The sequence below is a fragment of the Cryobacterium sp. 10S3 genome, from assembly GCF_034344045.1.
In the GTDB taxonomy this organism is placed as follows: domain Bacteria; phylum Actinomycetota; class Actinomycetes; order Actinomycetales; family Microbacteriaceae; genus Cryobacterium; species Cryobacterium glucosi.
Window position 1 is genome coordinate 4,043,473 of sequence record NZ_CP133773.1, and the last position, 26,550, is coordinate 4,070,022.

Annotated in this window: 23 protein-coding genes and 1 pseudogene; 12 read left to right on the forward strand and 12 right to left on the reverse strand. The window is 70.4% G+C overall.

Features of this window, described 5'->3' with window-relative positions; translation table 11 throughout:
* Position 1: 1 nt before the first annotated feature.
* Positions 2-1,699: an amidophosphoribosyltransferase gene (gene purF, locus RHM57_RS18695; protein ID WP_241975368.1), complete on the forward strand. Its 1,698-nt coding sequence runs from the start codon at positions 2-4 to the stop codon at positions 1,697-1,699.
* Positions 1,696-2,799, forward strand: a complete 1,104-nt coding sequence (gene purM, locus RHM57_RS18700; protein WP_134446235.1) for a phosphoribosylformylglycinamidine cyclo-ligase — start codon at positions 1,696-1,698, stop codon at positions 2,797-2,799. Before purF ends, purM begins: the two co-directional genes overlap by 4 nt.
* 226 nt (positions 2,800-3,025) lie before the next feature.
* Here the strand turns inward: purM and RHM57_RS18705 are convergent, their stop codons facing one another.
* Positions 3,026-3,259 (reverse strand): DUF3073 domain-containing protein, encoded by a 234-nt coding sequence (locus RHM57_RS18705; RefSeq protein WP_134446236.1) that lies wholly within the window; start codon positions 3,257-3,259, stop codon positions 3,026-3,028.
* A gap of 187 nt (positions 3,260-3,446) precedes the next feature.
* On the opposite strand from RHM57_RS18705, the gene RHM57_RS18710 reads away from it, so the two are divergent.
* Complete coding sequence (locus RHM57_RS18710) at positions 3,447-4,532, forward strand: FAD-dependent oxidoreductase (protein ID WP_134446237.1); 1,086 nt, start codon at positions 3,447-3,449, stop codon at positions 4,530-4,532.
* 76 nt (positions 4,533-4,608) lie between these two features.
* Here the strand turns inward: RHM57_RS18710 and crcB are convergent, their stop codons facing one another.
* From crcB to RHM57_RS18730, 4 genes are all read right to left on the reverse strand, one after another.
* Positions 4,609-4,977, reverse strand: coding sequence for a fluoride efflux transporter CrcB (crcB, locus tag RHM57_RS18715; RefSeq protein WP_134446238.1), 369 nt, complete (start codon positions 4,975-4,977; stop codon positions 4,609-4,611).
* Positions 4,974-5,381 carry a fluoride efflux transporter FluC gene (locus tag RHM57_RS18720; RefSeq protein ID WP_134446239.1) on the reverse strand — a complete coding sequence of 136 codons (408 nt, stop codon included), beginning with the start codon at positions 5,379-5,381 and terminating at the stop codon, positions 4,974-4,976. Before RHM57_RS18720 ends, crcB begins: the two co-directional genes overlap by 4 nt.
* 4 nt (positions 5,382-5,385) lie before the next feature.
* Positions 5,386-7,575, reverse strand: coding sequence for an APC family permease (locus RHM57_RS18725; protein ID WP_166790657.1), 2,190 nt, complete (start codon positions 7,573-7,575; stop codon positions 5,386-5,388).
* A 173-nt stretch (positions 7,576-7,748) separates the two neighbouring features.
* Positions 7,749-8,231 (reverse strand): MarR family winged helix-turn-helix transcriptional regulator, encoded by a 483-nt coding sequence (locus tag RHM57_RS18730; RefSeq protein WP_134559282.1) that lies wholly within the window; start codon positions 8,229-8,231, stop codon positions 7,749-7,751.
* A 93-nt stretch (positions 8,232-8,324) separates the two neighbouring features.
* On the opposite strand from RHM57_RS18730, the gene RHM57_RS18735 reads away from it, so the two are divergent.
* On the forward strand, positions 8,325-8,609 hold the full coding sequence (locus RHM57_RS18735) for a hypothetical protein (RefSeq protein ID WP_134559284.1): 285 nt from the start codon (positions 8,325-8,327) through the stop codon (positions 8,607-8,609).
* 545 nt (positions 8,610-9,154) lie between these two features.
* Here RHM57_RS18735 and RHM57_RS18740 read toward each other — a convergent pair.
* The 3 genes and pseudogenes from RHM57_RS18740 to RHM57_RS18750 form a co-directional block, all read right to left on the reverse strand.
* A pseudogene (locus tag RHM57_RS18740) lies at positions 9,155-9,547 on the reverse strand (PadR family transcriptional regulator); the annotation flags it as partial.
* Positions 9,544-10,446: a DUF4097 family beta strand repeat-containing protein gene (locus RHM57_RS18745; RefSeq protein WP_134446242.1), complete on the reverse strand. Its 903-nt coding sequence runs from the start codon at positions 10,444-10,446 to the stop codon at positions 9,544-9,546. The gene RHM57_RS18745 and the pseudogene RHM57_RS18740, both read right to left, overlap by 4 nt.
* Before the next feature lie 154 nt (positions 10,447-10,600).
* Positions 10,601-11,443 (reverse strand): CPBP family intramembrane glutamic endopeptidase, encoded by an 843-nt coding sequence (locus tag RHM57_RS18750; RefSeq protein WP_322189159.1) that lies wholly within the window; start codon positions 11,441-11,443, stop codon positions 10,601-10,603.
* Positions 11,444-11,535: 92 nt separating this feature from the next.
* Between RHM57_RS18750 and RHM57_RS18755 the strand changes: the two genes are divergently transcribed.
* Complete coding sequence (locus RHM57_RS18755) at positions 11,536-12,336, forward strand: MerR family transcriptional regulator (protein WP_322189161.1); 801 nt, start codon at positions 11,536-11,538, stop codon at positions 12,334-12,336.
* Here the strand turns inward: RHM57_RS18755 and RHM57_RS18760 are convergent.
* The gene (locus RHM57_RS18760) at positions 12,333-12,956 is read right to left on the reverse strand and encodes a YczE/YyaS/YitT family protein (RefSeq protein WP_134446245.1); all 624 of its coding nucleotides are present in this window, start codon (positions 12,954-12,956) and stop codon (positions 12,333-12,335) included. The two genes, RHM57_RS18755 and RHM57_RS18760, sit on opposite strands and share 4 nt — an antisense overlap.
* A gap of 63 nt (positions 12,957-13,019) precedes the next feature.
* On the opposite strand from RHM57_RS18760, the gene RHM57_RS18765 reads away from it, so the two are divergent.
* From RHM57_RS18765 to RHM57_RS18775, 3 genes are all read left to right on the forward strand, one after another.
* Positions 13,020-14,534, forward strand: a complete 1,515-nt coding sequence (locus RHM57_RS18765; protein WP_322189163.1) for a PLP-dependent aminotransferase family protein — start codon at positions 13,020-13,022, stop codon at positions 14,532-14,534.
* Positions 14,535-14,611: 77 nt separating this feature from the next.
* Positions 14,612-18,007: an efflux RND transporter permease subunit gene (locus RHM57_RS18770; protein WP_322189165.1), complete on the forward strand. Its 3,396-nt coding sequence runs from the start codon at positions 14,612-14,614 to the stop codon at positions 18,005-18,007.
* 96 nt (positions 18,008-18,103) lie between these two features.
* On the forward strand, positions 18,104-19,744 hold the full coding sequence (locus tag RHM57_RS18775) for an NAD-dependent malic enzyme (RefSeq protein WP_322189167.1): 1,641 nt from the start codon (positions 18,104-18,106) through the stop codon (positions 19,742-19,744).
* A 47-nt stretch (positions 19,745-19,791) separates the two neighbouring features.
* On the opposite strand, the gene RHM57_RS18780 is transcribed toward RHM57_RS18775, so the two are convergent.
* Positions 19,792-20,502: a DUF4232 domain-containing protein gene (locus tag RHM57_RS18780; protein ID WP_322189168.1), complete on the reverse strand. Its 711-nt coding sequence runs from the start codon at positions 20,500-20,502 to the stop codon at positions 19,792-19,794.
* Positions 20,503-20,652: 150 nt separating this feature from the next.
* Between RHM57_RS18780 and RHM57_RS18785 the strand changes: the two genes are divergently transcribed.
* The 4 genes from RHM57_RS18785 to RHM57_RS18800 all read left to right on the forward strand — a co-directional run bounded on the left by RHM57_RS18785 (position 20,653) and on the right by RHM57_RS18800 (position 24,127).
* Entirely contained in the window at positions 20,653-21,147 is a 495-nt protein-coding gene (locus RHM57_RS18785) for an NUDIX domain-containing protein (RefSeq protein WP_322189170.1), read from the forward strand.
* Between the two features lie 40 nt (positions 21,148-21,187).
* Positions 21,188-21,802: a Dps family protein gene (locus RHM57_RS18790; protein WP_370294943.1), complete on the forward strand. Its 615-nt coding sequence runs from the start codon at positions 21,188-21,190 to the stop codon at positions 21,800-21,802.
* Positions 21,803-21,970: 168 nt separating this feature from the next.
* A complete protein-coding gene (locus RHM57_RS18795) occupies positions 21,971-23,074 on the forward strand; it encodes an acyl-CoA dehydrogenase family protein (protein ID WP_134559300.1) in 1,104 nt (367 codons plus the stop codon).
* A gap of 114 nt (positions 23,075-23,188) precedes the next feature.
* The gene (locus RHM57_RS18800) at positions 23,189-24,127 is read left to right on the forward strand and encodes a 5'-3' exonuclease (RefSeq protein WP_322189900.1); all 939 of its coding nucleotides are present in this window, start codon (positions 23,189-23,191) and stop codon (positions 24,125-24,127) included.
* A 96-nt stretch (positions 24,128-24,223) separates the two neighbouring features.
* On the opposite strand, the gene RHM57_RS18805 is transcribed toward RHM57_RS18800, so the two are convergent.
* Positions 24,224-25,240, reverse strand: a complete 1,017-nt coding sequence (locus tag RHM57_RS18805; protein WP_322189172.1) for an ice-binding family protein — start codon at positions 25,238-25,240, stop codon at positions 24,224-24,226.
* Between the two features lie 207 nt (positions 25,241-25,447).
* On the reverse strand, positions 25,448-26,527 hold the full coding sequence (locus RHM57_RS18810; protein WP_322189174.1) for a M23 family metallopeptidase: 1,080 nt from the start codon (positions 26,525-26,527) through the stop codon (positions 25,448-25,450).
* Between the last annotated feature and the right edge of the window lie 23 nt (positions 26,528-26,550).

Sequence of the window (26,550 nt, forward strand, 5' to 3'; positions counted from 1 at the left end):
TTTGGCTGGTGGCGACGGACTTCTCGGTCACGATCTCTTGCAGGGCGAGAAGGGGCCACAGGATGCCTGTGGCGTCTTCGGCGTGTGGGCTCCCGGTGAAGAGGTGGCCAAGCTCAGCTACTTCGGGCTGTACGCCCTGCAGCACCGCGGCCAGGAATCGGCCGGAATCGCGACGAGCGACGGCAGCAAGATCCTGATCTACAAGGACATGGGCCTCGTCGCCCAGGTCTTCAACGAGGCGGCGCTGAGCACCCTCATCGGTCACATCGCGGTCGGGCACACCCGCTATTCGACAACGGGATCCTCGAGCTGGCAGAACGCCCAGCCGACCCTCGGCCGCACCTCGAGCGGAACCGTCGCCCTCGGCCACAACGGCAACCTGACCAACACGGCCGAGCTGCTCCAGCTCGTGCACGAGCGCTACCCGAAGGTCGAGGGCGAACTCGCCCGCGGCAACACCACGGACACCGCCGTCATCACCGCCCTCTTCACCGGGGACCTCGACCACACCCTCGAGGCCACCGCGCTCGAGGTGCTCCCGCGCCTGCGAGGCGCCTACTGCCTCGTCTTCATGGACGAAACCACCCTCTACGCCGCCCGCGACCCCCAGGGCGTGCGCCCGCTCGTCCTCGGCCGGCTCGAGCGCGGCTGGGTCGTCGCCTCAGAGACCGCTGCCCTCGACATCGTCGGGGCGAGCTTCGTCCGCGAGGTCGAACCCGGCGAGCTCATCACGATCGACGAGAACGGCCTCCGCTCGCAGCGGTTCGCCGAGTCCAAGCCCGCCGGCTGCGTCTTCGAGTACGTCTACCTCGCCAGGCCGGACACCACGATCGCCGGCCGCGGCGTGCACGAGGCCAGGGTCGAGATGGGCCGCCGCCTCGCCGCCGAGTACCCCGTCGAGGCCGACCTTGTGATCCCGACCCCCGAGTCCGGCACCCCGGCCGCGATCGGCTACGCCCAGGCATCCGGGATCCCGTTCGGCCAGGGCCTCGTCAAGAACTCCTACGTCGGCCGTACGTTCATCCAGCCGTCAGAGACGATCCGCCAGCGTGGCATCAAGCTCAAGCTCAACCCGCTCAAGGCCGTGATCAAGGGCAAGCGCCTCATCGTCGTCGACGACTCGATCGTGCGCGGCAACACCCAGCGCGCCCTGGTCAGCATGCTCCGCGAGGCCGGCGCCGCCGAGGTGCACGTGCGCATCTCGAGCCCGCCGATCACCTGGCCGTGCTTCTACGGCATCGACTTCGCCTCCCGGGCCGAACTCATCGCGACCGGCCTCGGTGTCGACGAGGTGCGCCAGGCCATCGGCGCCGACTCCCTCGGCTACCTCTCGCCTGAGGGCATGATCGCCGCGACCGAGCAGCCGCGCGAGCGGCTCTGCACCGCGTGCTTCACGGGCGTCTACCCGATCCCGCTGCCCGACGCCCTGCACCTCGGCAAGAACCTGCTCGAGCGCACCGCCCCGGTCGGGTCGACCGATTCGACGCGGTCGACGGCGTCCGCAGGCTCGCCGGTCGTCGCGAGCGACGCATCCGTCGCCGCAGCAGAGGCCTCCCGCACATCAGACGGATGCGACCCGGGCCCCGACGCGGAATACGAACCGCTCCTCGACCCGGCTTCGATGCGGGCGAGCACGCGAACCCCCGTGCGCGGCACCCAGGGACAGTTCATGATCGGCGATCCAGGAAGACAAGAATGAGCAACGCATCGTACGCGGCAGCCGGAGTCGACACCGAGGCGGGTGACCTCGCCGTCTCGTTGATGAAGGCGGCCGTCTCGCGCACCCACGGCGCAGAGGTGCTCGGCGGTTTCGGCGGTTTCGCCGGGCTCTACGACGCCTCGTTCCTCACCGCGTACAAGCGCCCGTTGCTCGCGACCTCGACCGACGGCGTCGGCACCAAGGTCGCGATCGCCCAGGCCATCGACAAGCACGACACCATCGGCCAGGACCTCGTCGGCATGGTCGTCGACGACATCGTCGTGGTCGGCGCCCGCCCGCTCTTCATGACCGACTACATCGCCTGCGGCCGGGTCGTGCCCGAGCGCATCGCCGAGATCGTCGGCGGCATCGCCCGCGCCTGCGCCGAGACCGGCACCGCCCTCATCGGCGGAGAAACCGCGGAGCACCCGGGGCTCCTCGGCCCCGACGACTACGACGTCGCGGGAGCGGCCACCGGGGTCGTCGAGGGCGACCAGGTGCTCGGCGCCGAGCGCGTTCGCGCGGGTGACGTCGTCGTCGCGCTCGCCTCCTCCGGCCTGCACTCCAACGGCTTCTCGCTCGTCCGGCACATCCTCGCCGAACGGGGCATCGGCTACACCGACACGTCCGACGAACTCGGCGGGGTCGTCGGCGAAGTACTCCTCGAGCCGACCCGGCTCTACACCGGACCGCTGCTGAGCGTGCTCGCCGACCCCGAACTCGCCGGCGCGGTGCACTCGCTCAGCCACGTCACGGGCGGCGGCATCGCCGCGAACCTCGCCAGGGTCCTCCCGATCGGCGCGTGGGTCGAAGTGGACAGGTCGACCTGGTCGCCCGCCCCCGTGTTCCGGGTGCTGAGCGCCTTCGCGGGCAGCACCCTGGAGAGTTCTGAAGGCACCTGGAACCTCGGCGTCGGCATGTTCGCCGTCGTCGCAGCGGATGCCGCGTCCTCGGTCATCGCGAGCCTCGCGGCCGACGGCATCCCGGCCTGGGTCGCCGGACGCGTGTCCACGGCCCCGCACGACCTCACCGGCTTCGTGCAGGGTGCCAAGGGCGTCAACGGCGGCGCTGTGCGCCTGGTCGGCGGCTACGCGGCCTGACGCGCCCGCGCCGCGGCATCCGCCGCGGCATCCGCCGGTGCCGAGGGTTACCTTTCCGGTCGAGAGCGACCGGTAGACCGGGAAATCTCGACCGGAAAGGTCACTTTCGCGCAGCGCCTATGAGCGAATGCTGCCAACTCGCTGGGTACCGCGCGGTCAGCGCGGTGCGGATGCCTGCACAGACAAAACGGGCGCCGAGAGTGGCGCCCGGTACAGGGAACGGCGGTCAGGCGCGCTTCTGCTCGTCTTCGGTCGCGTAGGTGTCGACGTATCGGTCGGGTTCCTCGGAGGTACCCGGCTCGTACTCCGGCCACTTGGCCAGATCCTCGTCGAGACGCTCGTCGTCCACGGGATGCCCCGTGAGCTCGCGTTCGAGCGCGTTGTAGTTGGTGTCCGGGCTGAAATACTTCAGCTCACGGGCGACCTTGGTGTGCTTTGCTTTTTGACGGCCGCGCCCCATGCGAGACCCCCTAACGATGCCAGGCCAGGTGAGGAATGAGTCACCCGGGAGTTGCCGAACGGAATGGTGAAAACTAGGCGCTAGTTTAGCATGGTGGGCCTGAAGGCCCGCTTGTGGCTCGGAGGGCGAACCGCGGCGCACACAGTGATCTTACGCCGGACGTACGCTGGTGAAGAGGGGGGACGCGATGTCGAGTGACGCGAGCGTTCCCGTCGTCATCGTCGGAGCGGGGCAAGCCGGCCTCGCGGTCGCCTACTACCTGCGCAAATTCGAGCTGATCCCGGGGCGCGACTTCGTGCTCTTCGACCGCGGCCCGGACGCGGGCGGCGCGTGGCAGCACCGCTGGGCGGGACTCCGTCTCGGGTCGGCGCACCGGGTGAACGACCTGCCCGGCATGAGCGAACTCGGCCTGAGCTTTGCGACGGCTGACCGTGACCGCCCCGCCAGGGACGTCGTCACCGAGTACTACCGCAGGTACGAGGAGCACTTCGACCTCAGGGTCGTTCGACCCGTCACTGTCACCGCCGTGTTCAATCGCAGTGCCGACCTCGTGATCCGAAGCGCGTCGCCTGGGTTCGGCGACCACGAGACGACCGCCCGCCTGCTCGTCAACGCCTCAGGAACCTGGGGCGCCCCGTTCGTGCCGCACTATCCGGGAGCAGCGAGTTTCGCCGGACAGCAGCTGCACACCTCGGGCTACCGGGCGGCCGAGGATTTCGCCGGCCGGAGGGTCGTCGTCGTCGGCGGCGGGACATCCGCCATCGGGTTCCTGCTCGAGCTCGAACACGTCGCCGCCGAACTGACCTGGGCCTCACGGCGCCCGATCGACTGGGTGCACACCGATCAGCTCGACCTCGAGGGGGCGTCGGCCGCGGTCGCCGCCCAGGACGAGGCCGCCCGGTCCGGTCGCGCGCTGCCGAGCATCGTGAGCGGGACCGGCGTGCCCGTGAGTCGCCGGATCGCCGCGGGGATCGAGCGCGGGGTGCTCACCGCCCGGCCGATGTTCGCGAGCATCGAGCCGACCGGGGTGCGCTGGGCCGATGGCAGCTTCACGGAAGCGGACGTGATCATCTGGGCGACCGGGTTCCGTCCGGAGGTGCGGCACCTGGCCCCGCTGAAACTCCGCGCCAAGGGCGGCGGGCTCGTCGTCGGATCAGGGGCGAGCTGGACCGACCCGAGGATCTTCCTCGCCGGGTACGGGCCGCAGGCGAGCACGGTCGGCGCGCACCGGGCCGGCCGGGTGATCGCCCGCCAGGTCGTCGCCCTGCTCTGACCCGCCCTCCTGCTCGCCCCGGAGCACCCTCCCTGACGGCGGGTGCGACGTGGGCGGGAGTCGGGAGGGGGCAGGGTCAGCGGGCGAGGAGGTAGCCGGCGGCGCAGACCGCGATGCCGAGAAGCAGGGTGCCGACGAGGTTGAGCACGGCCGAGCGCCAGCGGCCCTTGAGTGCGAGGTCGATCGTCTCGACGCTCCAGGTGCTGAACGTCGTCAGGCCGCCGCAGACCCCGGTCAGGAGCACGAGCCGGAGGTCGCTGCTGAGCACGGCGCGCTCGGCGAGCCCGAGGATCACGCCGCCGATCAGCGCCCCGGCCACGTTGACGATCAGCACGCCGATCGGCAGGCGGCCCGGTCCCACCGGGAGGGCGCGCGATACGAAGTACCGCACCACGGCTGCCGCACCGCCGCCGGCGACCACGGCGGCGAAGACGAGGGAGTTCATGACCGGGCCCCTGCATCCGCTGCGGGGTGGTGACGGATGCGCCCGCCGAGCCAGACGCCGAGCGCGGCCGCCGGGAACCCCAGCAGCAACGTCGCCAGCAGGTACAGCCCAGCGAGCGGCCACGACGAGGCCGCGCCGAGGGAGACGAGGGACACCATCACGGCCGAGAACGTCGTGAAGGCGCCCAGCACGCCAGGGCCGAGCAGGAGCTTGAGCCAGGCCGGAACCGCGGGGCGGGTCCAGAGGCCGGCGACAAGCCAGCCGAGTACGAACGCCCCGACGGTGTTGATGATCAGGGTGCTGGTCGGGAACTGGGTGTCGCTGTGCGGCAGCGCACGGTCGATGCCGAGCCGCAGGGCCGTGCCGATGATGCCGCCGGCGAACACGGCCAGTGCGTTCCGCACCGGGTTATTTGCGCTTCCGGCGCCGGGCGCCGGGGCGGGCGGGCTGCCCGGGGCGACCCGCGGCGGCTCCCGCCTTGCCAGAGGCTCCGGCAGCGGATGCCGCACCCGAGCCGTTCTTCGCCGCTGCCGCCGCAGCGGCAGCGGCCTGGATCTCGAGAGCAGAGGTCGCCGGGGCGAGCGGGCGCCGGGGGATCGGGCGCGGGCGCACCGGCTCGCCGCGACGGTCCTGGCCCGGGATCGGGCGGGACCGGCGGCCGTAGATGAGTTCGGAGGAGTCGAGCAGCCAGGGCACGAGCGCGATCGTGACACCGTGCACGAGCATCAGCTTCTGGCGGAGGCGACGGGCCTTGTGGTTGTGCAGCAGGTTCTCCCACCAGTGCCCGACGATGTAGATCGGGGTGTAGATGGTGACGACCTCGGAGCCGTGCGCGGCGCGGCGCTCCTTGATATAGCTGATCAACGGCCAGCTGATGTCCCGGTACGGAGACTCGACGATGCGCAGCGGCACCTGGATGTTCTGCCGGACCCAGTCGCGCTGCAACTGTTTGGTCTCTTCTTCGTCGATCGAGATGTGCACGGCCTCGATGCCCTCGTGCCGGGCGGCGATCGCGTAGTCGAGTGCCTTGAGCACGGGCTTCTGCATCTTGCCGACGAGCACGATCGCGTGGTCACCGGTGGAGCCGAAGGTCGTGTCAGGGTCGACTTCGATCTCCTTGGCGACGTCCCGGTAGTAGCGGTTCACGCCGAGCATCAGGGTGAACAGAACCGGCATCATCACGAAGACGAGCCAGGCGCCGTGGGTGAACTTGGTGATCGTCACGACGATGAGCACCACGCCGGTCAGGGCGGCGCCGAAGCCGTTGATCGAGAGGCTCGTGATGATCGAGGCCCGGTTCGGCGGGTTCGTCTTGAGCAGGGTGAGCCAGTGCTTGACCATGCCGGTCTGGCCGAGGGTGAAGGATACGAAGACGCCGATGATGTACAGCTGGATCAGCACCGTCAGGTTGGCCTGGAAGACGACCAGGATCAGGCAGGCGAAGAGGGCGAGGAGTACGACGCCGTTCGAGTAGATCAGCCGGTCGCCACGGGTGCTGAGCGACTTCGGTGCGTAGGAGTCCTTCGCGAGCACCGAGCCGAGCAGCGGGAAGCCGTTGAACGCCGTGTTCGCGGCGAGCAGCAGCACGGCGGCGGTCGCGGCCTGCAGCACGAAGAACATGATCGAGTTGTTCCCGAAGGTCGCCGCGGCGATCTGGGCGATCAGGCTTCGCTGCGGCGACGTGGCGCACTCGGCCCAGCCGATCAGGTCGCAGGGGTTCTCCGCGTAGTGCACCTTCGCGATCAGCGCGAGGGTCGTGAGGCCGATGAACATCACGATCGCGATGCCGCCCATCAGCACGAGGGTGCGCTGGGCGTTCTTGACCTTCGGGTGTTTGAAGGCCGGAACACCGTTGGCGATCGCTTCGACGCCGGTCAGGGCGGAGCATCCGCTCGCGAAGGAGCGCAACAGCAGCAGGATGAACGCCGACTGGGCAAGGTTTTCGGCGTGCACGCCGTAGCTCGCGGACTCCGCGACGGGCGCATCACCGAAGATGACCCGCACGAGGCCGACGACGACCATCAGGATCACGCTCGCGATGAACAGGTAGGTCGGGAAGGCGAAGGCCTTGCTCGACTCGCGCACGCCGCGCAGGTTGACGGCGGCGAGCATCACGACGAAGAAGACGGCGAGTTCGACCCGGAAGTTCACGAGTTGCGGCACGGCCGAGATGATGTTGTCCACGCCGCTCGCGACCGAGACGACGACGGTCATCACGTAGTCGACGAGCAGGGCGGATGCGACGAGCAGGCCTGCGCGTTCGCCGAGGTTCTTGGAGGCGACCTCGTAGTCCCCGCCACCGGAGGGGTACGCCTTGATCAGCTGCCGGTAGGACGCGACGACGACGACCAGCAGGAGCACGACGCAGGCCGCGACCCAGGGCGCGAAGCTCAGGAAGGCGAGCCCGCCGAGGGTCAGGATCATCAGGAGTTCCTGCGGGGCGTACGCGACGCTCGACAGCGGGTCGCTCGCGAAGATCGGCAGGGCGAGGTGCTTGGGCAGCAGCTGACCCTCGAGATGCTCGGTCGAGAGTGGTTCGCCGATGATCCACCGCTTCGCGGAGCGAGTTTCTGGCGCTTGGGAGCCGTCTGGTGTCACGAGGGATGACACTACTCCGTTGGACACGACTGTCAAACTTCCGGGAATAAGCCGAGCCGCCCGCGAGTTGGGTTACCCCCGCTTCCCGCACCCCGCGCATCCCCACCTTCCGCGAAAGCGGGTGAATCGTCGGTATGCCGCAGCGAAAGCGACGATTCACCCGCTTTCGCGGGTCAGGGGGACTGTGCCGCGTCGATCACCCGCCAGAGCGAGGTTCGCAGCGCGGTGAGCTCATCCAGGCTCATGCCGAGCTTGTCGATGATGCGCGGCGGGATCGTGAGGGCGTCCTCGCGGAGTGCTCGACCGGCATCCGTCAGCGTGATGTCGAGCACACGTACGTCGTGCGCATTGCGACTGCGGCCGACGAGGCCGGCGGTCTCGAGGCGCTTCAGCAGCGGGGAGAGGGTCGCGGGTTCGAGGCGCAGCTCGGCGCTGAGGTCAGAGACCGAACGCGGGCTGCGTTCCCAGAGGGCGAGCAGCACGAGGTACTGCGGATGCGTGAGGCCGTACGGCTCGAGGATCGGCCGGTACACCGAGATCACACTGCGGGACGCGATCGCGAGGGCGAAGCAGACCTGGTCCTCGAGGCGGAGCAGGTCGGGCGCGGACGCGGGCACTGTCGCGGAACCGGTCGTGCCCGGGGAATCGTCTGTCATCGGTTGGTCCCGCGCCTCTGCTGTTCCCCGTCGCGACCGTCTCGACGGAATTGATTAGTGCACTAATCGTAATTGATTAGTACACTAACCATTATGACACGCGCATCGAGACGAGGAACCGGCGAACCGGGCGATTCTGACGACAGGCCGTCGGGCGAACACGGCCTCGCGGGCGCCGTGTCCTGGCTGAATCGCACGCTGCTGCCCTGGATCGGGCCGCCGCCGCTCGGCCCGTATACGACGGAGACGACCGAGCAGAAGCAGGCGGAGCGCGCCGAGGCGACCTGCCCGATCTGCGGCGAGCTGATGAGCCGGCACGAGATCGACCGCTCGGGCGAACGCACCCAGATCCACCACCCCGCCCCCGCAGCCCCCTGATCCCGCACGCCGCCCCCGACCCTTCCCCAGAAACGTGCGTACCCTTCCGCGAGAGTACGATTTTGGCCCTTAAGACACTGGTTTAAGGGCCAAAAGTACGCTCTCGCGGACGGGCGAGGCGGGGGTCAGCGGGGCAGGGCGTCCAGGATGCCGGCGCGCACCTCGGCGAGGCGGGCGCGCAGGTCCGAGACGGTCGCGGCGGGCACCCGGGCGTGCACGGCCTGCTTGCGCAGGTCCGCGCGGAGTTGCTGGCGGAACTCGTTGAGCACGAGATCGGCCTCGTGCAGGGCGCGATTGGACTCGAGGCGACGGTCCGTCGAGGTGCCCGACGTGGTCCCGGCCGGCGGGGTCTGGCCGCCTGGAGCCGCCGAGCCCGCGCTCGCGCCGGCGGAACCGGCGGTATCCGCTGGGCCGTCCGCGCCCGGGTAGCTCGCACTGGCACTGGCACTGGCACTGGCATCGGCACCCGCGGCCGTGCCCGGAACGGCGGAACCGGTGGTGGGACTCGAACCCCCACGTGCCCGGCCGCCCGCTCCGAAGCCCGCGTCATCCCTGGCCCGCCTGGCGGCAGCTGCGAGATCGGTGCGCAGGCTCGTCATCGCCGCGGCGACCCCGGACCGGACCTCGTCCGCCAGCCGGCGCACCGAGTCGGTGACCTCGTCCTCGAGTGCGTCGAGGTCGCCCCCGCGCGCGAGGAGCTCGGCGCGTCCGGCGTCGGTGATCTCGTAGACGGTCTTGCGGCCGTCCGTCGACTTCGTGACGAGGCCCTCCTCCTCGAGCTTGGCCAGTCGCGGGTAGATCGTGCCCGCGCTCGGGATATACGTGCCGCCGAACCGGTCGCTGAGCGCCTGGATCAGCTCGTAACCGTGCCGCGGCTGCTCGGCGAGCAGGCTCAGCAGGTAGAGCCGCAGGCTGCCGTGGGCGAAGACGGGAGTCATGCCGAGGCCCCCGTTGCGGTGTCCGCCGGGGCCTCGCCCGGCGCTTCGAACCCGGCGGCTGCGCTCGGGGCGCTCGCCGGGGCATCCGCCGCCGCGGCCGGACGCCGGACGATCGAGATGTCACCGGAGACGGAGTTCGCGTGCAGTTCGAGCCAGCTGCCCGCGAGCACGCCCGTACTCGACTCGTAGCCCTTGCCGAGGGTGCCCTTCACGGTCTGGTCGTCGAGCTGGAGGACCCCCGAGATGGTGTTGAGGTGGTACTTGATCGGGAGGCCGGCCTCGACGCGTGCGGTGAGGTTGCCGCTCACGGTGTTCGTGTTGACGGTGTCCGGCGAGCCCTCGAGGTCGAGGAACACGTTGCTCGCGACGCCGTCGACGCTGAACCGGCGGATGCTGCCGCTCGCGGTGACATCGCCGGAAACGGTGTGCGTGGTGATGTCGCCGGAGTGGTTGCTGACCGAGATCTCGCCGTTGATCGCGTTGACTTCGATGTCGCCCGTGACGCCGTCGACGACGAGGTCACCGGAGACGGTGTTGAGCTTGAGGTCGCTGCGGAGGCCCGTGATGAGCGCGCCGGCCGAGACGACGCCGAGCTTGAGGGCGACGTCGCGCGGGACGGTGATGCTCACGTCCGCCCTGGCGCTGCCGCGGAAGGAGGCGAAGACCTCGATGAAGTTGTCCCAGCGCAGCTGCGGGTGGTCGACCTCGAGGGTGTCTCCGTCGAGGGAGATGCGGAGGTCCTTGCCGCTGACGCTGTGCACCTCGACGCGGGTGAACGGTTCGTCGTGGCCGATGATGTCGACCTTGCCGCCGATCAGCCCGACCTTGAGCCGGTTGACGAGTTCGACGTCGATCACCCGGGTCTGCCCGGGGGCGACCAGCCATTTTTCGAGTGCCATTGTGTGCTCCTTCTGTGGGCGTCCGTTGCGGACGCCGAAACTTTTTCGCGTTATATCGCGTCTGGTGTGATTCACGATATATCGCGTTTCGGCGGTGCGCAACCCCCGAGCACCTTTCCGGTCGCGGGCGCGGGCGCGCGCGGGCGGGTGCGCGTCAGTAGAGGAAGATCGGCAGCCAGGCCGGGGTGTGTGCGTGCACGATCACGAGGAAGACGACGAGGTCGAAGAGCAGGTGCACGACGATGACGTAGCCGAGTGACCTGGTCAGCGCGAAGGTGAAGCCCTGCAGGAGTGCGAAGGGGAAGGTGATCAGCGGGCCCCAGCTGCGGTAGCCGAGTTCCCAGAGGAACGAGGTGAAGATCACCGCCTGGAGCAGGTTCGCGAGCCAGTCCGGGAAGTGCCGACGCAGCAGGGCGAACACGGTGCAGATGAAGAAGAGCTCGTCCCAGATTCCGACGAAACCGACGCCAACGAAGAGCCGCCCGATCTCGTCCGGCGCGGTGACGGTCGGCCAGTTGTGAAAGGCGCCGGAGCGGATGAAATAGGTCGGCAGAATCGCATAGCCGAGCGCGATCGCGACGACGAGGTACCCGAGCGCTGCGGATGTCCAGGGTCGCCCGGTGCGGATCGGGAACCGGATCGCCCGCTCGCGGTAGAGGTAGCGCGAGACCAGGTACGGCAGGAGTACCGCGAGCGTGAGCACGGCCCCCATCAGCGCCATGTTCGGGTAGTCGATGTTGGCCGCGAGCGAGATGGTGCTGATCAGGAGCAGGCCGAGGGCGATGAGGGCGAGGTCGCGGGCGAGCGGGCGGTCGATGACGAGGGCCGTCGCGAGGGCGAGTCCGAGAAGCAGGTAGCCCGCGGGGATCGAGACCGGCGTGTGCAGTCCGAAGAGCAGCACCGCGGACGCAGAGACCAGGGCCGCGGGCACGAGCCGGAGTGCCAGGCGCGCGCGGGGCCGCGCCGCGGCATCCGTTGCCTCGGTCGTGTCGTGCATGCCACATGGTACCGAATCGGATTCGGGAGCCCGCTTGACCTTGACGCAACGTCAAGAATTATCGTGGAGAACACAACGGACGGGGAGTGGACATGGACTGGTCGATCCAGGAGATCGCGCGGCTCGCGTCGACGACGAGCCGCACGCTGCGGCACTACGGTGACCTCGGGTTGCTCCCGCCGAGTCGGATCGGCGCCAACGGCTACCGCTACTACGACGCGGCGGCGCTCGTGCGCCTGCAGCGCATCCTGATGCTGCGCGCCCTCGGGCTCGGGCTGCCCGCCATTCGCGAGGTGCTCGACCACGAAACGGATGCCGCCCGCGCCCTCGGCGCGCACCTCGCCTGGCTGCGCGGCGAGCGTGACCGCCTCGATCGCCAGATCGGCTCGGTCGAGGACACCATCACCACCCTGAACAGAAAGGAACAACTCATGGCAGAGAACATGTTCGACGGATTCGATCCCACGGAACACAGGGAGGAGGTCGAACAGCGCTGGGGAGCCGCGGCCTGGGCGAGCGGCGACGCCTGGTGGCGCGAGATGAGCGCCGCGGAGAAGGTGGCGTGGCAGGAGCGGCAGGCGCAGCTCCTCGCGGACTGGCGCGCGGCGGCCGCCGGAGTCTCCGGTGCCTCCGGAGCCTCCGGAGCATCGGGCCGGCTCGACCCGGCGGGAGCCGAGGCCCAGGCCCTCGCGCAGCGGCAGTTCGACTGGTTGCGGGCCATCCCGGGCACCCCCGGCGGAGGGCCGGGCGGCGCGGGACCCTCGAAGGAGTACTTCACGGGCCTCGGCGAGATGTATGTCTCCGACGAGCGCTTCGCCGCGAACTACGGCGGCCCTGCCGGGGCGGCCTTCGTCCGCGCGGCCCTCCTGGCCTACGCCGACCGCAACCTCTAGCGCGCGTCGGCCAGGGTCGAAGCGGGCGAGGGCGTCCGAGGCGCGGGGAGCGGCAGCGCGAGGCGGGGGATGGTCCACTGGCAGAGCGGGCCGACGAGCGCCGCGAACAGCACGGTCCCGATGCCGACGTTGCCGCCGAGCACCCAGCCGAGCGCGAGCACGGTGCCCTCGATGCCGGTGCGCACGATCCAGATCGGCCAGCCGGTGCGCCGGTGCAGGCCGGTCATCAGGCCGTCGCGGGGTCCGGGGCCGAGGTGCGCCCCGATGTAGAGGCCGGTCGCGACGGCGAGCAGCAGCACGCCTGCCGCGAAGAGCAGCGCGCGCAGCCACAGGTCGAGGCCGGCGGGCACCAGCCAGAGGCCGACATCCACCGACGGGCCGACGAGGAGCGCGTTGATCACGGTGCCGACGCCCGGCTTCTGGCGCAGCGGGATCCAGAACAGCAGCACGACGCCGCTCAGGATGACGGTCAGCAGGCCGAACCCGAGGTGGGTGTGGCCGTCGATGCCCTGGGTGAGCACGTCCCAGGGAGCGACGCCGATCGCGCCGCGCACCATCAGCGCGATCGCGATGCCGTACAGGAAGAGGCCAATAAGCAGCTGAATGAGACGACGGGTCATGGAAACCAATCCAATTGCACGAGTGGACTGTTATCAAGTAGCCAATCTGTCTAGAGTGGCCTCATGTCGGACACCCAGCTCAGCGCCCGTGCCCTCGAGTCGAAGCTCGGCGAGTGGCGCACCGGCGGGAGTGCCTACCGGGGGCTCGCCGATCGCATCCGCTTGCTCGCCCTCGACGGCCGCCTGACCGCCGGCACCCGCCTGCCCGCCGAACGCGAGTTGGGCGTGCGCCTCGGGCTGAGCCGCACGACTGTGACGGCCGCCTACCGCGAGCTGCGCGCCGCGGGGCTGCTCTCGAGCGTGCGCGGTTCGGGCAGCGTGGTGCGGCTGCCGGGCTCCGGCGCGGCGGCCGGCCCTGGCTCAGGGAGCGCGTCGGGCGACAGCGGCGTCCTCGATCTCAGCAAGGCGACGATGTCGGCCCTCGGCGGGCTGGCGGATGTCGCCGCGCGGGCAGCAGAGGACCTCTCGCGTCACCTGAACGGTCCGGGCTTCGATCCGGTCGGCATCCCGGAGTTGCGCGCCGCGATCGCCGAACGCTACCGGGAGCGGGGGCTCCCGACCGACCCGGACCAGATCATGGTGACGATCGGAGCCCAGCACGCGATCTCGCTGCTCGCCCGGGTGTTCGTCAGCCGCGGCGACCGGGTGCTGATCGAACAGCCGAGCTACCCGCACGCGGTTGAGGCGCTCAGCGCGGCCGGGGCGCGGTTCGTGCCGGTGAGCGTGACGGCGCGCGTGGGCGACGGCTCGTCCGGCTGGGACGAGCCCGCCCTGCTCCAGGCCCTCCGGGGCAGCAATCCCGTGCTCGGCTACCTGATGCCCGACTTCCACAACCCGACCGGGCAGACGATGCCCACCGAGCAACGGACCCGCGTCATCGAGGCCGCCGCCCGGCAGGGCACGGTCCTCATCGCGGACGAGACCATGGGAGAGCTCAGCATCGACCGGACCGACGATTTCATGCCGTTCGCGGCATACGCGCAGGGCGAGCCGGGAAATGCAGGAATGAACGGCTATGGAAGCGGGTCTGGCGCCGGCGTCCCCGCCACGGTCGTCACGGTCGGCTCGGTGGGCAAGACCATCTGGGGCGGCCTGCGCATCGGTTGGATCAGGGCGGAGCCCGCGCTGATCCGCCGGCTGGTTGCCGCGCGCACGGCAACGGACATGGGCACGCCGATCCTCGAGCAACTCATCGTCACCCGGATGCTCCCGGAGATGCCGGCGATTCTCGAGCGCCGCAGCCGCGAGCTCCGGGCCGGGCGCGACCACCTCGAGGCGCTCCTCGCCGAGCGCTTCCCCGAGTGGACCGTGCCGCACGTCGACGGCGGCCTCACGGCGTGGGTCAACCTCGGGCGACCCGTGAGCTCCCAGCTCGCGCTCGCCGCGCGCAACCACGGCCTTCTCGTGCCGGCCGGTCCCCGCTTCGGCGTCGACGGCGCCTTCGAGCGCTTCCTGCGGGTCCCGTTCTGCCACGGGGCGTTCGAGATGGAATGCGCTGTGGACGCACTGGGCCTGGCCTGGGGGACGCTGCTGCGGCATCCGCTGCCCGACACCGGGTACCTCGCCGACGTCGTCTGACTCCGAGGCGCCATTCCGCGCCGAACCGGGGGTGCGAAACGCAACACGGGCGTCACACGGCGATGCGATACTGAGCCATGCATTTTCTCGCCGTGCTGAGCATGAAGAACAGGGCCCTGATCGCCCTGATCACGATCGTCGCCGCCATCTTCGGCAGCCTCGCCCTCACGAGCCTCAAGCAGGAACTCATCCCCTCCCTGCAGCTGCCGCAGTTGCTCGTCTCCACGAGCTACCCCGGCGCCTCGCCCGAGGTCGTCAACGACGACGTCTCGACGCCGATCGAGACCGCCATCCAGGGCATCGCGGGCCTCGAATCCACCTCGACGACGAGCAGCACGAACTCCTCGCTCGTGAGCGCGACGTTCACGTACGGCACAGACCTCGTCAAGGCAGAATCCCGCATCAGCCAGGCGATCAACCGCATCAAGACCCGGCTGCCCGACAACCTCGACCCGCAGGTGATCAGCGGCAGCATCGACGACTTCCCGGTCATCTCCCTCGCTGTCTCCGGCGGCGACCAGGCCACCCTCGCCGACGACCTCAAGCGCAGCGTGCTCGGCGACATCCGTGACGTGTCCGGGGTGCGCGAGGCCGCGCTCGTCGGCGATGTCGGCCGCCGGGTGACCATCACAGCGGATGCCGCGGCCCTGGCCGCCCGCGGCCTCAGCACGCAGGCCATCCGTTCGGCCCTGCAGCAGAACGGCGCGCTCATCCCCGCCGGCTCGCTCACCGAGGGCGACAAGACCCTGTCGGTCCAGGCCGGCGGCAAGCTCACCTCCGCCGCGGACATCGCCGCCCTGCCCCTGCTCGCGACCGGCGCCGGCACCGCCCCTGGCGCCGCTCCGGCCACCCCGCCCACGATCGGCGACGTCGCCACCGTCGTGCTCGGTGAGAACCCCGTCGCGAGCATCTCCCGCGTCAACGGCCAGCCGGCCCTCACGATCGCGGTCACGAAGGTGCCCGCCGCCAACACGGTCGACGTATCGACGGCCGTGCGCGCGATCCTGCCGAGGCTTCAGGATGCCGTCCCCGGCACGACCTTCACCGTCGTCTTCGACCAGGCCCCGTTCATCCAGGAGTCGATCAACTCGCTCACCCAGGAGGGCATCCTCGGGCTCGTCTTCGCCGTGCTCGTGATCCTCGTCTTCCTGCTCTCGGTGCGTGCCACGCTCGTCACGGCGATCTCGATCCCGACCTCCGTGCTGATCACCTTCATCGGCCTGCAGGGCGTCGGGTACTCGCTCAACATCCTCACGCTCGGCGCGCTGACCATCGCGATCGGCCGTGTCGTGGACGACTCGATCGTCGTGATCGAGAACATCAAGCGCCACCTCGTGCCCGGGGTGGACCGTTCCGAGACCATCGTCGCGGCCGTGCGCGAGGTCGCCGGCGCGATCACCGCGTCGACGATCACGACCGTCACGGTCTTCCTGCCGATCGCCTTCGTCGGCGGGTCCACCGGCGAACTCTTCCGCCCCTTCGCCCTCACCGTCACGATCGCGCTGCTCGCCTCCCTGCTCGTCTCGCTCACGATCGTGCCCGTACTCGCCTACTGGTTCCTGCGCGCCCCGAGCCCGAGGCCCGCCAGGCCCGCGAAGCCTGCCAAGGCGCCGAATTCTGCTCAGCCGGGTAAGGCTCCCGAGACCGCCCCGGTCCTCGTGACAACGGATGCCGCCGCGTTCGCGGTCGCCGACCCGACCGGCCCCGGCGCGCTCGCGGCCGAGTCCGCGCAAACAACGACCGTCGCCGACGCGGCCGCGGACCACCTTGGCGGGTCCGCACCCGCGGCGACCCCCGCTACCCCTACCGCTGCGGCCGCCGCGTCCCGGCGGACCCGGCGCGCGGCATCCGCCCCCGCGGACGCGATCGTCGAGGAGCCGAGCCGCCTGCAGACCGGGTACCTGCCGATCATCCGCTGGACGCTCCGGCACGCCGTCGCCACCCTGCTGCTCTCCGTGCTCGTACTCGGCGGAACGGTCGCGATCATCCCGTTCATGAAGGTCAACTTCCTCGGCTCGACCGGCCAGACCACGTTCCGGGTCGCCCAGGCTCTCCCGGTCGGCACGAGCCTCGCCGCCCAGGACACCGCCTCGACGACGGTCGAATCGGCCGTGCGCGGCACGCCGGGCGTGAAGATCGTCCAGGTGTCGATCGGCGGCGGCAGCGCCCTCGCCGCGTTCGCCGGGGGAGCGCCGACCACGAGCACCGTGACCTACTCGATCACGACCGACGGTGTGGCCAAGCCCGACGCCGTGCAGGACGCCGTCCGCGGCAAGCTCGCCGCACTCACCGGCGTCGGCGACTTCTCGGTCACGGCCGGCGGCGGCTTCGGCGGCACCTCGGACATCGCCGTCGACATCACCGCGGCCAACGGCGCCGACCTGCAGACAGCGAGCGACAGCATCCTCGCCGCCGTGAAGAAGCTCGACGCGATCAAGGAGAGCTCGAGCAACCTCGCCGCCTCCCGGCCCTACCTCGCCGTGACGATCGACCGCACGAAGGCCGCCTCCGCCGGCCTGAGCGAGCTCGCGCTCGGCACCCTCGTCTCCCAGGCGATGCAGCCGAGCGTCGTCGGGTCGATCGTGATCAACGAGGCGAACCTGTCCGTGTATCTCACCGGGGCCAGCTCGCCGGCCACGACGGCCGAGCTCGCCGCCCTGCCGATCCCGACCCTCGCCGGGCCGGTCGCGCTCAGCACCCTCGCGACCGTCGCACAGGTCGACGGCCCGGCCACCCTCACGACGACGAAGGGCCTGCGCACCGCGACGGTCTCGGCGACGCCGAACAACAACGACCTCGGCACCGCCAACGCCCAGATGGCGACCGTGCTCGCCGACACGACCCTGCCGACCGGCGCGACCGCGACCCTCGGCGGTGTCACGAAGGACCAGACCGACGCATTCCAGCAGCTCGGCATCGCGCTGCTCGCCGCGATCCTGATCGTCTACATCGTGATGGTCGCGACGTTCCGGTCGCTGCTGCAGCCGCTGCTGCTGCTCGTGTCCATCCCGTTCGCGGCGACGGGGGCCATCGCGCTGCAGGTGATCACCGGCATCCCCCTCGGAGTGCCCTCGCTGATCGGCGTGCTGATGCTGATCGGGATCGTCGTGACGAACGCGATCGTGCTGATCGACCTCGTCAACCAGTACCGGCGACGGGGGCTCGACGTGCGCGAGGCGCTCGTCAACGGGGCCTCCCGGCGGCTGCGCCCGATCCTGATGACCGCCCTCGCCACGATCTTCGCCCTGCTCCCGATGGCGGTCGGCCTCACCGGCACCGGCGGGTTCATCTCCCAGCCGCTCGCCCTGGTCGTGATCGGCGGCCTGGTCTCCTCGACCCTGCTCACCCTCATCGTGCTCCCGGTGCTGTACTTCCTCGTCGAGGGCGGCAGGGAGCGCAGGGCTGTCCGTCGCGAGGAGAAGAATGCGGCGCGCGCCGACTCGGCGGCCGATGCAGGGACGAACCTCGGGTAAACGCGGGGTTAAACTGGGTGAAGCGGGGTAGGCAGCAGCCTCAGGCCCGGCACACCGGTCACACCGTCGCGGCCTCCAACTCGCGAGAGGCACTTCATGACCGGGCGTTCCCTGCTCTCCGACCCGTACCGCAACAAGGGCACCGCGTTCACCCGGGCCGAGCGGATGCGCGGCGGCATCACCGGGCAGCTGCCGCACGTCGTGCAGACCATCGAGCAGCAATCGGGTCAGCTCTACCGGCGGTTCCTGGCCCGGCCGAACGACCTCGAGAAGCGCCTGTTCCTGATGGACGTCTGCGCGCGCAACCGCCGGCTGTTCTACTATGCGATGTCCCGGCACCTCGTCGAATTCCTGCCGATCGTGTACGCGCCGACCGTCGCCCAGGCGATCCAGCAGTACAGCGACTGCTACGCGGGCAGCGATGTCGCCTACATCTCCGCACTCGATCCCGAGAGCATCGGGGAGGCGCTCCAGATCTACGCCAACGGCCGGGACATCCGCCTGATCGTCGCGACCGACGGCGAGGGAATCCTCGGCATCGGCGACTGGGGCGTCAACGGGGCCGAGATCCTCACCGGCAAGGTCGCCGTCTACACCGCGGCAGCGGGCATCGACCCCGCCCAGATCCTGCCGGTGTTCATCGACGTAGGCACCGACAATGCCGGGCTGCTCGACGACTCGCGGTACCTCGGGAATCGGTTTCCGCGCATCCGTGGCGCCGACTACGACCGGTTCATCGACGACTTCGTTCAGACGGCGCTCGGGCTGTTCCCGGGCGCGCTGCTGCACTGGGAGGACTTCGGCCGCGCGACGGCGGCGCCGATCCTCGAGCGGTATCGCGACAGCATCTGCACCCTCAACGACGACATCCAGGGAACCGGCGTCACGATCCTCGCCGCCCTGAACACGAGCATCCTGATCTCCGGGTTGACCCTGGGCGACCAGCGCGTGTTGATCTTCGGCGCGGGGACCGCCGGGATCGGCATCGCCGACCAGATCGTCGACGAGCTCGTCGTGACCGGGGGACAGTCCCTCGCCGAGGCCGAGGCCCGGATCTACCTGATGGACCGGCAGGGGCTCATCGTCGACACCCTGCCCGACCTCACCGCCGGCCAGCGCCGGTACGCCCGGCCCGCACGGGAACTGGCCGGCGATGCGTTCGCGCCCGCGCTCGCCGACCCGTGCTCGCTGCACAGCGTGATCGCCGCCGTGCACCCGACCGCGCTCATCGGCACCTCGACCCAGTTCGGCGCCTTCACCGAGGCTGCCGTGCGTGAGATGGCCGCCCACGTCGAACGCCCGCTGATCTGCCCGATCTCCAACCCGGCCGAGCTCGCCGAGGCGACCGCGGCCGACGTAATCGAGTGGACGGCCGGCGCGGCCCTCGTGAGCACCGGCTGCCCGTCAGCCCCCGTGCGGTTCGACGGGGTCGACTACGAGATCGGCCAGGGCAACAACGCGCTCATGTATCCGGGGATCTGCTTCGGAGCGATCGTCGCCCGGGCGACCGTGCTGAACCGGGCCATGCTCCTCGCCGCCGCCCACGCGATCGCCGGCATGGTCGACGTGACCCGGCCCGGCGCGGCCGTGCTGCCCTCGTTCCGGGACCTGCCCGAGGTGTCGCGCCGCGTCGCCGTCGCCGTGGTCACCCAAGCGGTGCGCGACGGCGTCAACGGCGTCGCCATCGCCGACCCAGAGGCCGCGGTCGCCGCCGCGACCTGGCGCCCCGGCTACTAGCCGATCCCGCTCGGACCGGCTGCCAACGGGGCCGGCCCGGTTTGTGACTAGTAGACGAGAGAAGCCGGGGCGAACGGACCGACCTTCACGAGGCCGATGAGCGGGTCGTCGCAACCCTGGATCGGATTGGGCGTCGTCACCCGGCGAGGGACATCCGTGCCGGGCGGTGTCACGTCGAGCTCGGTGACGGCCACGAGCGTGCAGGTGTATGCGCCCGCCTGATTCAGGTGCAGCAGGCTGTAGGCGGATGCCCCGGGAGCGAGTTCGACGGCAGCCTCCGTCACCGTCGGGTAGCGTTCGTGTGCCGCGGCCGGGCCGAGCAGTGCCCCGGTGACCGCATTCACCAGCCGGACACCGGGGTACCCCTGCACGGTGCAGGCCTGGGATCCGGTGTTGGTCAAAGTGAGGTCCCAGTAGAAGCTGCTCATCCCGCTGTCCATCGGCCGCGAGGCCAGGGTGGCGCCGAGCGCGCCGGCGGAGCAGGCTGCGGGAACGTCATCGCCGGGCGTGGGCGTGGGGACCGCTGTGGGTGATCCGGAGGGGGTGCCGGTCGGGGCACCTGTCGCCGTTGGGACGGCCGAGGCCGAGGCCGAGGCCGATGCCGATGCCGTCGCACTGGCCGTCGGCGACGGTGCCGCCGTCCCGCACGCGGAGAGCGTTGTGCAGAGCAGTGCCGCTGCGCCGAGCGCCGCCGCCATTCGGCGCCCGGTGCCGCGCGAAGTCCCCCGCCGCGCTCCCTCGACCCGTGATCCGGTCATGTCGCCCCCCTGTCGCGGTCCGTCTGAGAGGCCGCGTCACCAGTCTCGCACCCGGCTTGTGCGGTGAGTTCGAGCGCGAGGGGGGTTGCGCATCCCGGCAACCGGTGCCGCGGTGGCCAACTCAGGAGATCCGCTGGCTAGGCTCGAAGGATGGCCACCCCCGATTTCATCCTCAAACTGCGCAAGCGCATCGGACACGCCCCGCTCTGGCTCATCGGCGTCACCGCGGTCGTCGTGCGCGGCGACGAAGCGCTCCTCGTCCGCCGCGCCGACAACGGCAACTGGTCGAACGTCGCCGGCGTCGTCGACCCCGGTGAAGAACCCGCGGATGCCGCGGCCCGCGAAATCCTCGAGGAGTCCGGCATCGTCGCCGAGGTCGACGCTCTCGTCGGTGTCTTCGCCCGCGAGCCCCTCCAATACGCCAACGGCGATCACGCCCAATATCTCGACGTGCTCTTCCGCTGCCGGTGGGTGAGCGGTGAGCCGCACCCGGCCGACGGCGAGAATACGGCGGCGGCCTGGTGGCCGCTCGACGCGCTCCCGCCCCTGCCGGGCACGCACGACGAGCGGCTTCAGCTCGCCGTCGACCAGTCCGGGCCCGCGCTCTTCCGCCGCCGCGACACCCCGGCCGACACCCAGGCCTAGCGCCGGTCGAGGCACACCCGAACAGGGGCATCCGCTCGACCTGACACGGCGGCGACACCCCTGCTATCGTGCTGTTCGAAACGAGCGGGACCCTCGCCCGGCATCCGTCGGAGCCGACGTCCCGCGTGAGAGGGGCACACCCATGAAGGCATCGGCTGAACTCGGCGGCAACCTCCAGTCCGTCCTCGTCGACCTGATCGAACTCCACGTTCAGGGCAAGCAGGCGCACTGGAGTGTCGTCGGCCACAACTTCCGCGACCTGCACCTGCAGCTCGACGAGATCATCGACGATGCACGCATCTTCTCCGACGAGCTGGCCGAGCGGATGCGCGCACTCGACGCCCTCCCCGACGGACGCACCGAGACGGTCGCCAAGGACACCCACCTGCCGAAGTTCCCGGCGGGCGAGGTCGACACCGCGGAAACCGTCGTCATGATCACGGAACGGCTCGACGCGACGGTCAAGAACATCCGCAAGGTGCACGACGCCGTTGACGAAGAGGACCCGACAAGCGCCGATATCCTGCACGGCTTCATCGAGAAGCTCGAGCAGTACGCCTGGATGGTCAGCGCCGAGAACCGCCTGCCGCGGAAGGCGACCGCCAAGTCGCCGACCCGCCCCTCCGGCCGGGCCCTCACAGACATCACCGACTGATCCAGGGGCCGGACGGGCACGCTCGGATCCGAACGCGGGTCCGGCGGCGAGGGTGAAACGACGAACACAGCGGAACCGGGGATGCGGCACAGTGGGCTCGGCGAGAGGAGGACGCCGAAACAGTGCACGCGGGTCAAGAATGACAAGCGAAAGAAGGCGAGGCCGCAGATGAACCAGCGGAACTTCGACAGTGAGAGTGCCCCGGTCTGGCTCGGTGCGCCCGGTGATCGCGAGTCGAGTGAGCAACTCCGGGTGGTCGCCGACGAGGCCCTCCTCGTGACCGGCGACACCGGGCGGGCGCTCCGCCTCGCAACGCACCTCGGTTCCCGTCTTCCGGCCATCGGGGAGGGCAATACCCGGCACCTCTTCGAGATGCTCGCGACGGTCTCGGCGGCCGACCTGTCGGCGGCGCGCGTCACCGACGGTCATCTCGCCGCCCTCTCGGTCCTGGGCCAGGCATCCGTCGAACCGGCGCAGCTGCCCGGCGGTGAGACGGGCCGGACCCGCAGCTGGGGTGTCTTCGCGGCCGAAGCGCGCGGCACCCGCCTCGACGCGACCGAGTCGGAGCAGGGCTGGCGACTCGACGGGCTCAAGCCGTGGTGCTCGCTCGCGGGCTCGCTGAGCAATGCCCTCGTCACGGCGCACACCTCGAGTGATGCGCTGCGGCTCTTCGCGGTCGACCTCGCCGCGCCGGGCATCACCGTGCTCGAGGACACCTGGGTCGGCAGGGGACTGCCCTCGATCACGAGCGGTCCCGTTGACTTCCGCGGCGTGCCCGCGGTCGCGATCCGCGAGGACGACTGGTATTTCAACCGGCCGGGCTACGCCTGGGGCGGGATCGGCGTCGCCGCGTGCTGGTTCGGCGGCGCGGTCGGGATCGCCCGTCGGGTATTCCGCGGCGCGCAGGACTGGCCGGCGGACCAGATCGCACTCGCGCACCTCGGTGCGATCGACGTGACCCTGAGCGCGTGCGGAGGCGTCCTCGCGGCAGCGGCAGCGTCGATCGACGACGGCACCGCGACCGGACAGGCCGGGGCGCTCCTCGCGGCGAGGGTGCGGGGTCTCGTCGCGCGCTCGGTCGAGGAGGTCATCGCACGGGCCGGGCATGCGCTCGGCCCCTGGCCGCTCGCCTTCGAGGCCCGTCACTCGCAGCGGGTCGCCGACCTCGAGCTCTACGTGCGCCAGCACCACGCCGAACGCGACGAGGCCGCGCTCGGCGCCCTGCTCCTCGACGGCGGCCCGGTTCCCGGCGGCGGCCCCTCGCCCTGGTGAGCGGGGGCGTTTCGGCCGGCACAACAGCCCGCCACGACAGGGATCCCGCCCCGGTGGACGCACGGGGGTCCGATATGTCAGGATTCCGCCGTGACCACTCCACCGGAGCGCCGGATGCTGCTCGACACCGCTGCCCTGTACTTCCGCGCCTTCTACGGGGTGCCCGACACCGTGCGCGCGCCGAACGGCCAGCCGGTCAACGCCGTGCGCGGGCTGCTCGACATCATCACCCGGCTCGTCACCGAGTTCCCGCCTACTGAGATCGTGGCCTGCTGGGACGACGACTGGCGGCCGCAGTGGCGCGTCGACCTGATCCCGACCTACAAGACCCACCGGGTCGCCGCGGCTGTCGAGTCTCCCGCAGCGGATGCCCCCACCGCGACCGAGGACGTCCCCGACCTCCTCAGCGCGCAGGTTCCGATCATCCGCGAGCTGCTCGCCGCGCTCGGAATCCCGGTGATCGGCGCCCCGCGGCACGAAGCAGACGACGTGATCGGCACCCTCGCCTCGCACGCGGACGTGCCCGTCGATGTCATCACCGGCGACCGCGACCTCTTCCAGCTCGTCGACGACTCCCGCGACGTGCGGGTGATCTACACCGGACGCGGCATGGCCAGGCTGGAGACGCTCACCGATGCCGCGCTGCTTGCCAAGACCGGGGTCACCCCGGCGCAGTACGCCGACTTCGCGGCCCTCCGCGGCGACGCCTCCGACGGACTTCCCGGGGTCGCCGGGGTGGGTGAGAAGACCGCGGCTACGTTGCTTGCCGATTTCGGCGACCTCGACGGGATCGTCGCAGCGGCCGCCGATCCGGCCTCGGCGCTGGCAGCGGGTGTGCGCGGCAAGATCATCGCCGCCGCCGACTACCTCACGGTCGCCCCGACCGTCGTCAACGTCGTGCGCGACCTGAAGCTCCCGGCATTCGACGCCCGGATCCGCCCGAGCACCCCGGAGCAGGATGCCGAGCTCGACCGTCTCTCCGCCGAATGGGGCCTCACGACCGCGATGAAGCGCGTGCGAACCGCCCTGTTCGCTCTCACCGAGCTGCGATGAGCGGCACTCCCCGATACGCAGGCCAGAATCGGATGCCGGTGTAACCGCTGCCCAGTCTGGCGGAAGGGCCGCGTGCCGTTGGGCGCGATGTTGCGGTCAGCGGAGTCGGCGCGCTCGCCGTGAACGCCCGGCCAGTATGAGCACGAGTCCGACGCCGAGCAGCGCGCCGGTTCCGATCAGAGCGGGGGCGATGTTGATTCCGGTCGCGGCAAGCTCCGTGACGGGCCCGGTCGTGCTGGACGGAGTCGTGGCCGAGGGTGTCGGCGTGGCCGTGGCGGCCACGTCTGCTGCGGCCTGGGCGGCGGCGGCCTGCGCCGCTGCGGCGGCCGCCGCGGTCTGCGCCGCCGTCGGCGTGCTCGCGACGATCGCGGTCCGCGCCGCGCAGTCGCTGGGCCGGGTGATCACGTTGGAATCCAGGGTGACTGCGCCGGTGCTCGCGAGAAGTCGGCCTGCGACCGTGGCGCCGGTCTCGGCGGTGATCGACGTCTGGGCGAGAATCGTGCCGGCGAAGACGGATCCGCTGCCGAGCGTCGCCGAGCTGCCGACCTGCCAGAAAACGTTGCACGCGTTCGCGCCGCCGGAGAAGGCGACGGTGCTCGATGACGCAGTGATCAGCGTGCTCGCGGCCTGGAAGATGAAGACCGAGCTTGCACTTCCGGCCAGGGTGACTGTGCCGCTGAGGGAGAGCGCGCCGCCGGCGTAGACGCCGGGGGCGAGGGTCTGGCCGGCGAGGTCGATGAGGTTGGAGACGTCGGGCACCCGACTGGCCGCATCGTTGAAGGCAGTGGTCAGGTCGGCCTGGGCGAGCTCGGACTGGGCGTCGGTGGCGTGGACCACGCCGTTGTCGATCGTGACAGGGGCGATCCCCGTGACGGAGGTTCCCGGGCTGAGGCCGAGGTCACCGTTCGTGATCGTGGTCGCGCCCGTGTTGGTGACCGTCGTGTGTCCGAGCACTCCGAAGCTGTCCAGGGAGCCGAGGCCGATGACGGCCTGGACCGAGCCGGCAGCGTGCGCTGCCCCGGCCCCGCCGACCGCGAGCAGAAGGCCGAGGGTGAAGGCGGCACCCGTCACGAGCACCCGCCGGGGAGATGATTTCAGGTTATGCAAATACATGGGGGCCCCCAGGAAAAGGAAGCCACTGCCCTATCCTGCTGTGCAGGTGCGCGGGAGGGCGGGAGGGCCATTCCCTCCCGTCTACTTCCGATTTCACCCTAGGGGAAACCCCCAGATGTTGTATACAACTTTTCTTTAAGGTCAGGTGATTCCCGGCCAGGCGCGCAGAGGTCGAGTGGTCTGGCGGCGGTCGTGATCGCGACCGATTCAGGTGCCGAGGTTCACGCCGCGGAGGGCCAGGAACGGGACGGCGTCGACGGCGGTCCCGTCGATCCTGACCTCGAAGTGCAGGTGGCAGCCGGTCGAGGCGCCCGTGCTCCCGACCCCGGCGATCACCTGGCCGGCAACGACGTGCTCACCGACGCTGACCAGGGTCTCCCCCGGAGCGATGTGCGCATAGCCGGTCGAGATGCCATTCCCGTGGTCGATCAGGATCCAGTTGCCGTAGGTGCCCAGTACGCCGGCGGCCTCGACGACTCCGTCGGTCGCCGCATAGATGGCCGCGTCGCACCCGGCGCCGATGTCCGTCCCCCGGTGGAAGTCACCGACCCCGGCAACCGGGTGCACGAGACGCGGGCCGAACGCATCGGTGATGCGCCCTGCGGCTGGTCTGGTCCAGCCTTGTTCGCTGAGACGCCCGGTGTCCGCGACGGGCACAGTTGCCGGGAACGGCTGGACCTCGCTCGCCGCCGTGGCTGCCGGAGCTGACCGGGCAAGGTCGGCGAGGGCGGCGGATGCTGCGGTGACGTCGTCCTGCGCCGCCACGACCGCCGCGCGGGTGGCGGAGACCGGCACTGCGGCGATGACGGCCTGAGCGGCGGCATCCTGCTTCTCGAGCGCCTGCTCCCGTTCGACGTCCGCGGCGACGCGACTGCGCACGTCGTCGAGATTCGCGGTCAGCCTGGACAGGGTATCCAGTGTGCCGAGCTGAAACAGCAGGTCATGGTCGGCCCTGTCGTCGAGTAGCGCGTCGAGGGTGCTGTTGCCGGATTGTTGCATCAGGCCGCGAACGAGAGTAGCCAGCACCCGGCGGGACGCGTCGGCGGTGACTCCTGCGCGTTCCCTGAGCGCATGCACGAGGTCGGCCCGACTGACAGCGGCCTCGTAGTCGGCGTGGGCTGAGGCGTCGGCAAGCTTCGCCGCACCCAGCCTGGTTTCCGCAGCGCGCAGGCGGGACTGGGCGGCCGCGACTGCGGCGGCGCGGCGGGCAGAGGCTTGTTCCGTCAGTGCCCTCGCGGCGTCGGCGGCGCGGGCGGCAGCGACTGCCTGTCGTGCGGCCGCCGTCACGGAGGGTGCCGGCGGGCCGAAAG

Bases quoted from the DNA above. Each gene is read 5' to 3' on its own strand.
- RHM57_RS18775 (WP_322189167.1), top strand. From the start codon at position 18,104: ATGACCGGGCGTTCCCTGCTCTCCGACCCGTACCGCAACAAGGGCACC.
- RHM57_RS18755 (WP_322189161.1), top strand. From the start codon at position 11,536: ATGGACTGGTCGATCCAGGAGATCGCGCGGCTCGCGTCGACGACGAGC.
- RHM57_RS18745 (WP_134446242.1), bottom strand. From the start codon at position 10,446: ATGGCACTCGAAAAATGGCTGGTCGCCCCCGGGCAGACCCGGGTGATC.
- purM (WP_134446235.1), top strand. From the start codon at position 1,696: ATGAGCAACGCATCGTACGCGGCAGCCGGAGTCGACACCGAGGCGGGT.
- RHM57_RS18765 (WP_322189163.1), top strand. From the start codon at position 13,020: ATGTCGGACACCCAGCTCAGCGCCCGTGCCCTCGAGTCGAAGCTCGGC.
- crcB (WP_134446238.1), bottom strand. From the start codon at position 4,977: ATGAACTCCCTCGTCTTCGCCGCCGTGGTCGCCGGCGGCGGTGCGGCA.
- RHM57_RS18750 (WP_322189159.1), bottom strand. From the start codon at position 11,443: ATGCACGACACGACCGAGGCAACGGATGCCGCGGCGCGGCCCCGCGCG.
- RHM57_RS18805 (WP_322189172.1), bottom strand. From the start codon at position 25,240: ATGTATTTGCATAACCTGAAATCATCTCCCCGGCGGGTGCTCGTGACG.
- RHM57_RS18785 (WP_322189170.1), top strand. From the start codon at position 20,653: ATGGCCACCCCCGATTTCATCCTCAAACTGCGCAAGCGCATCGGACAC.
- RHM57_RS18710 (WP_134446237.1), top strand. From the start codon at position 3,447: ATGTCGAGTGACGCGAGCGTTCCCGTCGTCATCGTCGGAGCGGGGCAA.
- RHM57_RS18800 (WP_322189900.1), top strand. From the start codon at position 23,189: ATGCTGCTCGACACCGCTGCCCTGTACTTCCGCGCCTTCTACGGGGTG.
- RHM57_RS18770 (WP_322189165.1), top strand. From the start codon at position 14,612: ATGCATTTTCTCGCCGTGCTGAGCATGAAGAACAGGGCCCTGATCGCC.
- RHM57_RS18705 (WP_134446236.1), bottom strand. From the start codon at position 3,259: ATGGGGCGCGGCCGTCAAAAAGCAAAGCACACCAAGGTCGCCCGTGAG.
- RHM57_RS18795 (WP_134559300.1), top strand. From the start codon at position 21,971: ATGAACCAGCGGAACTTCGACAGTGAGAGTGCCCCGGTCTGGCTCGGT.
- RHM57_RS18760 (WP_134446245.1), bottom strand. From the start codon at position 12,956: ATGACCCGTCGTCTCATTCAGCTGCTTATTGGCCTCTTCCTGTACGGC.
- RHM57_RS18735 (WP_134559284.1), top strand. From the start codon at position 8,325: ATGACACGCGCATCGAGACGAGGAACCGGCGAACCGGGCGATTCTGAC.
- RHM57_RS18780 (WP_322189168.1), bottom strand. From the start codon at position 20,502: ATGACCGGATCACGGGTCGAGGGAGCGCGGCGGGGGACTTCGCGCGGC.
- RHM57_RS18730 (WP_134559282.1), bottom strand. From the start codon at position 8,231: ATGACAGACGATTCCCCGGGCACGACCGGTTCCGCGACAGTGCCCGCG.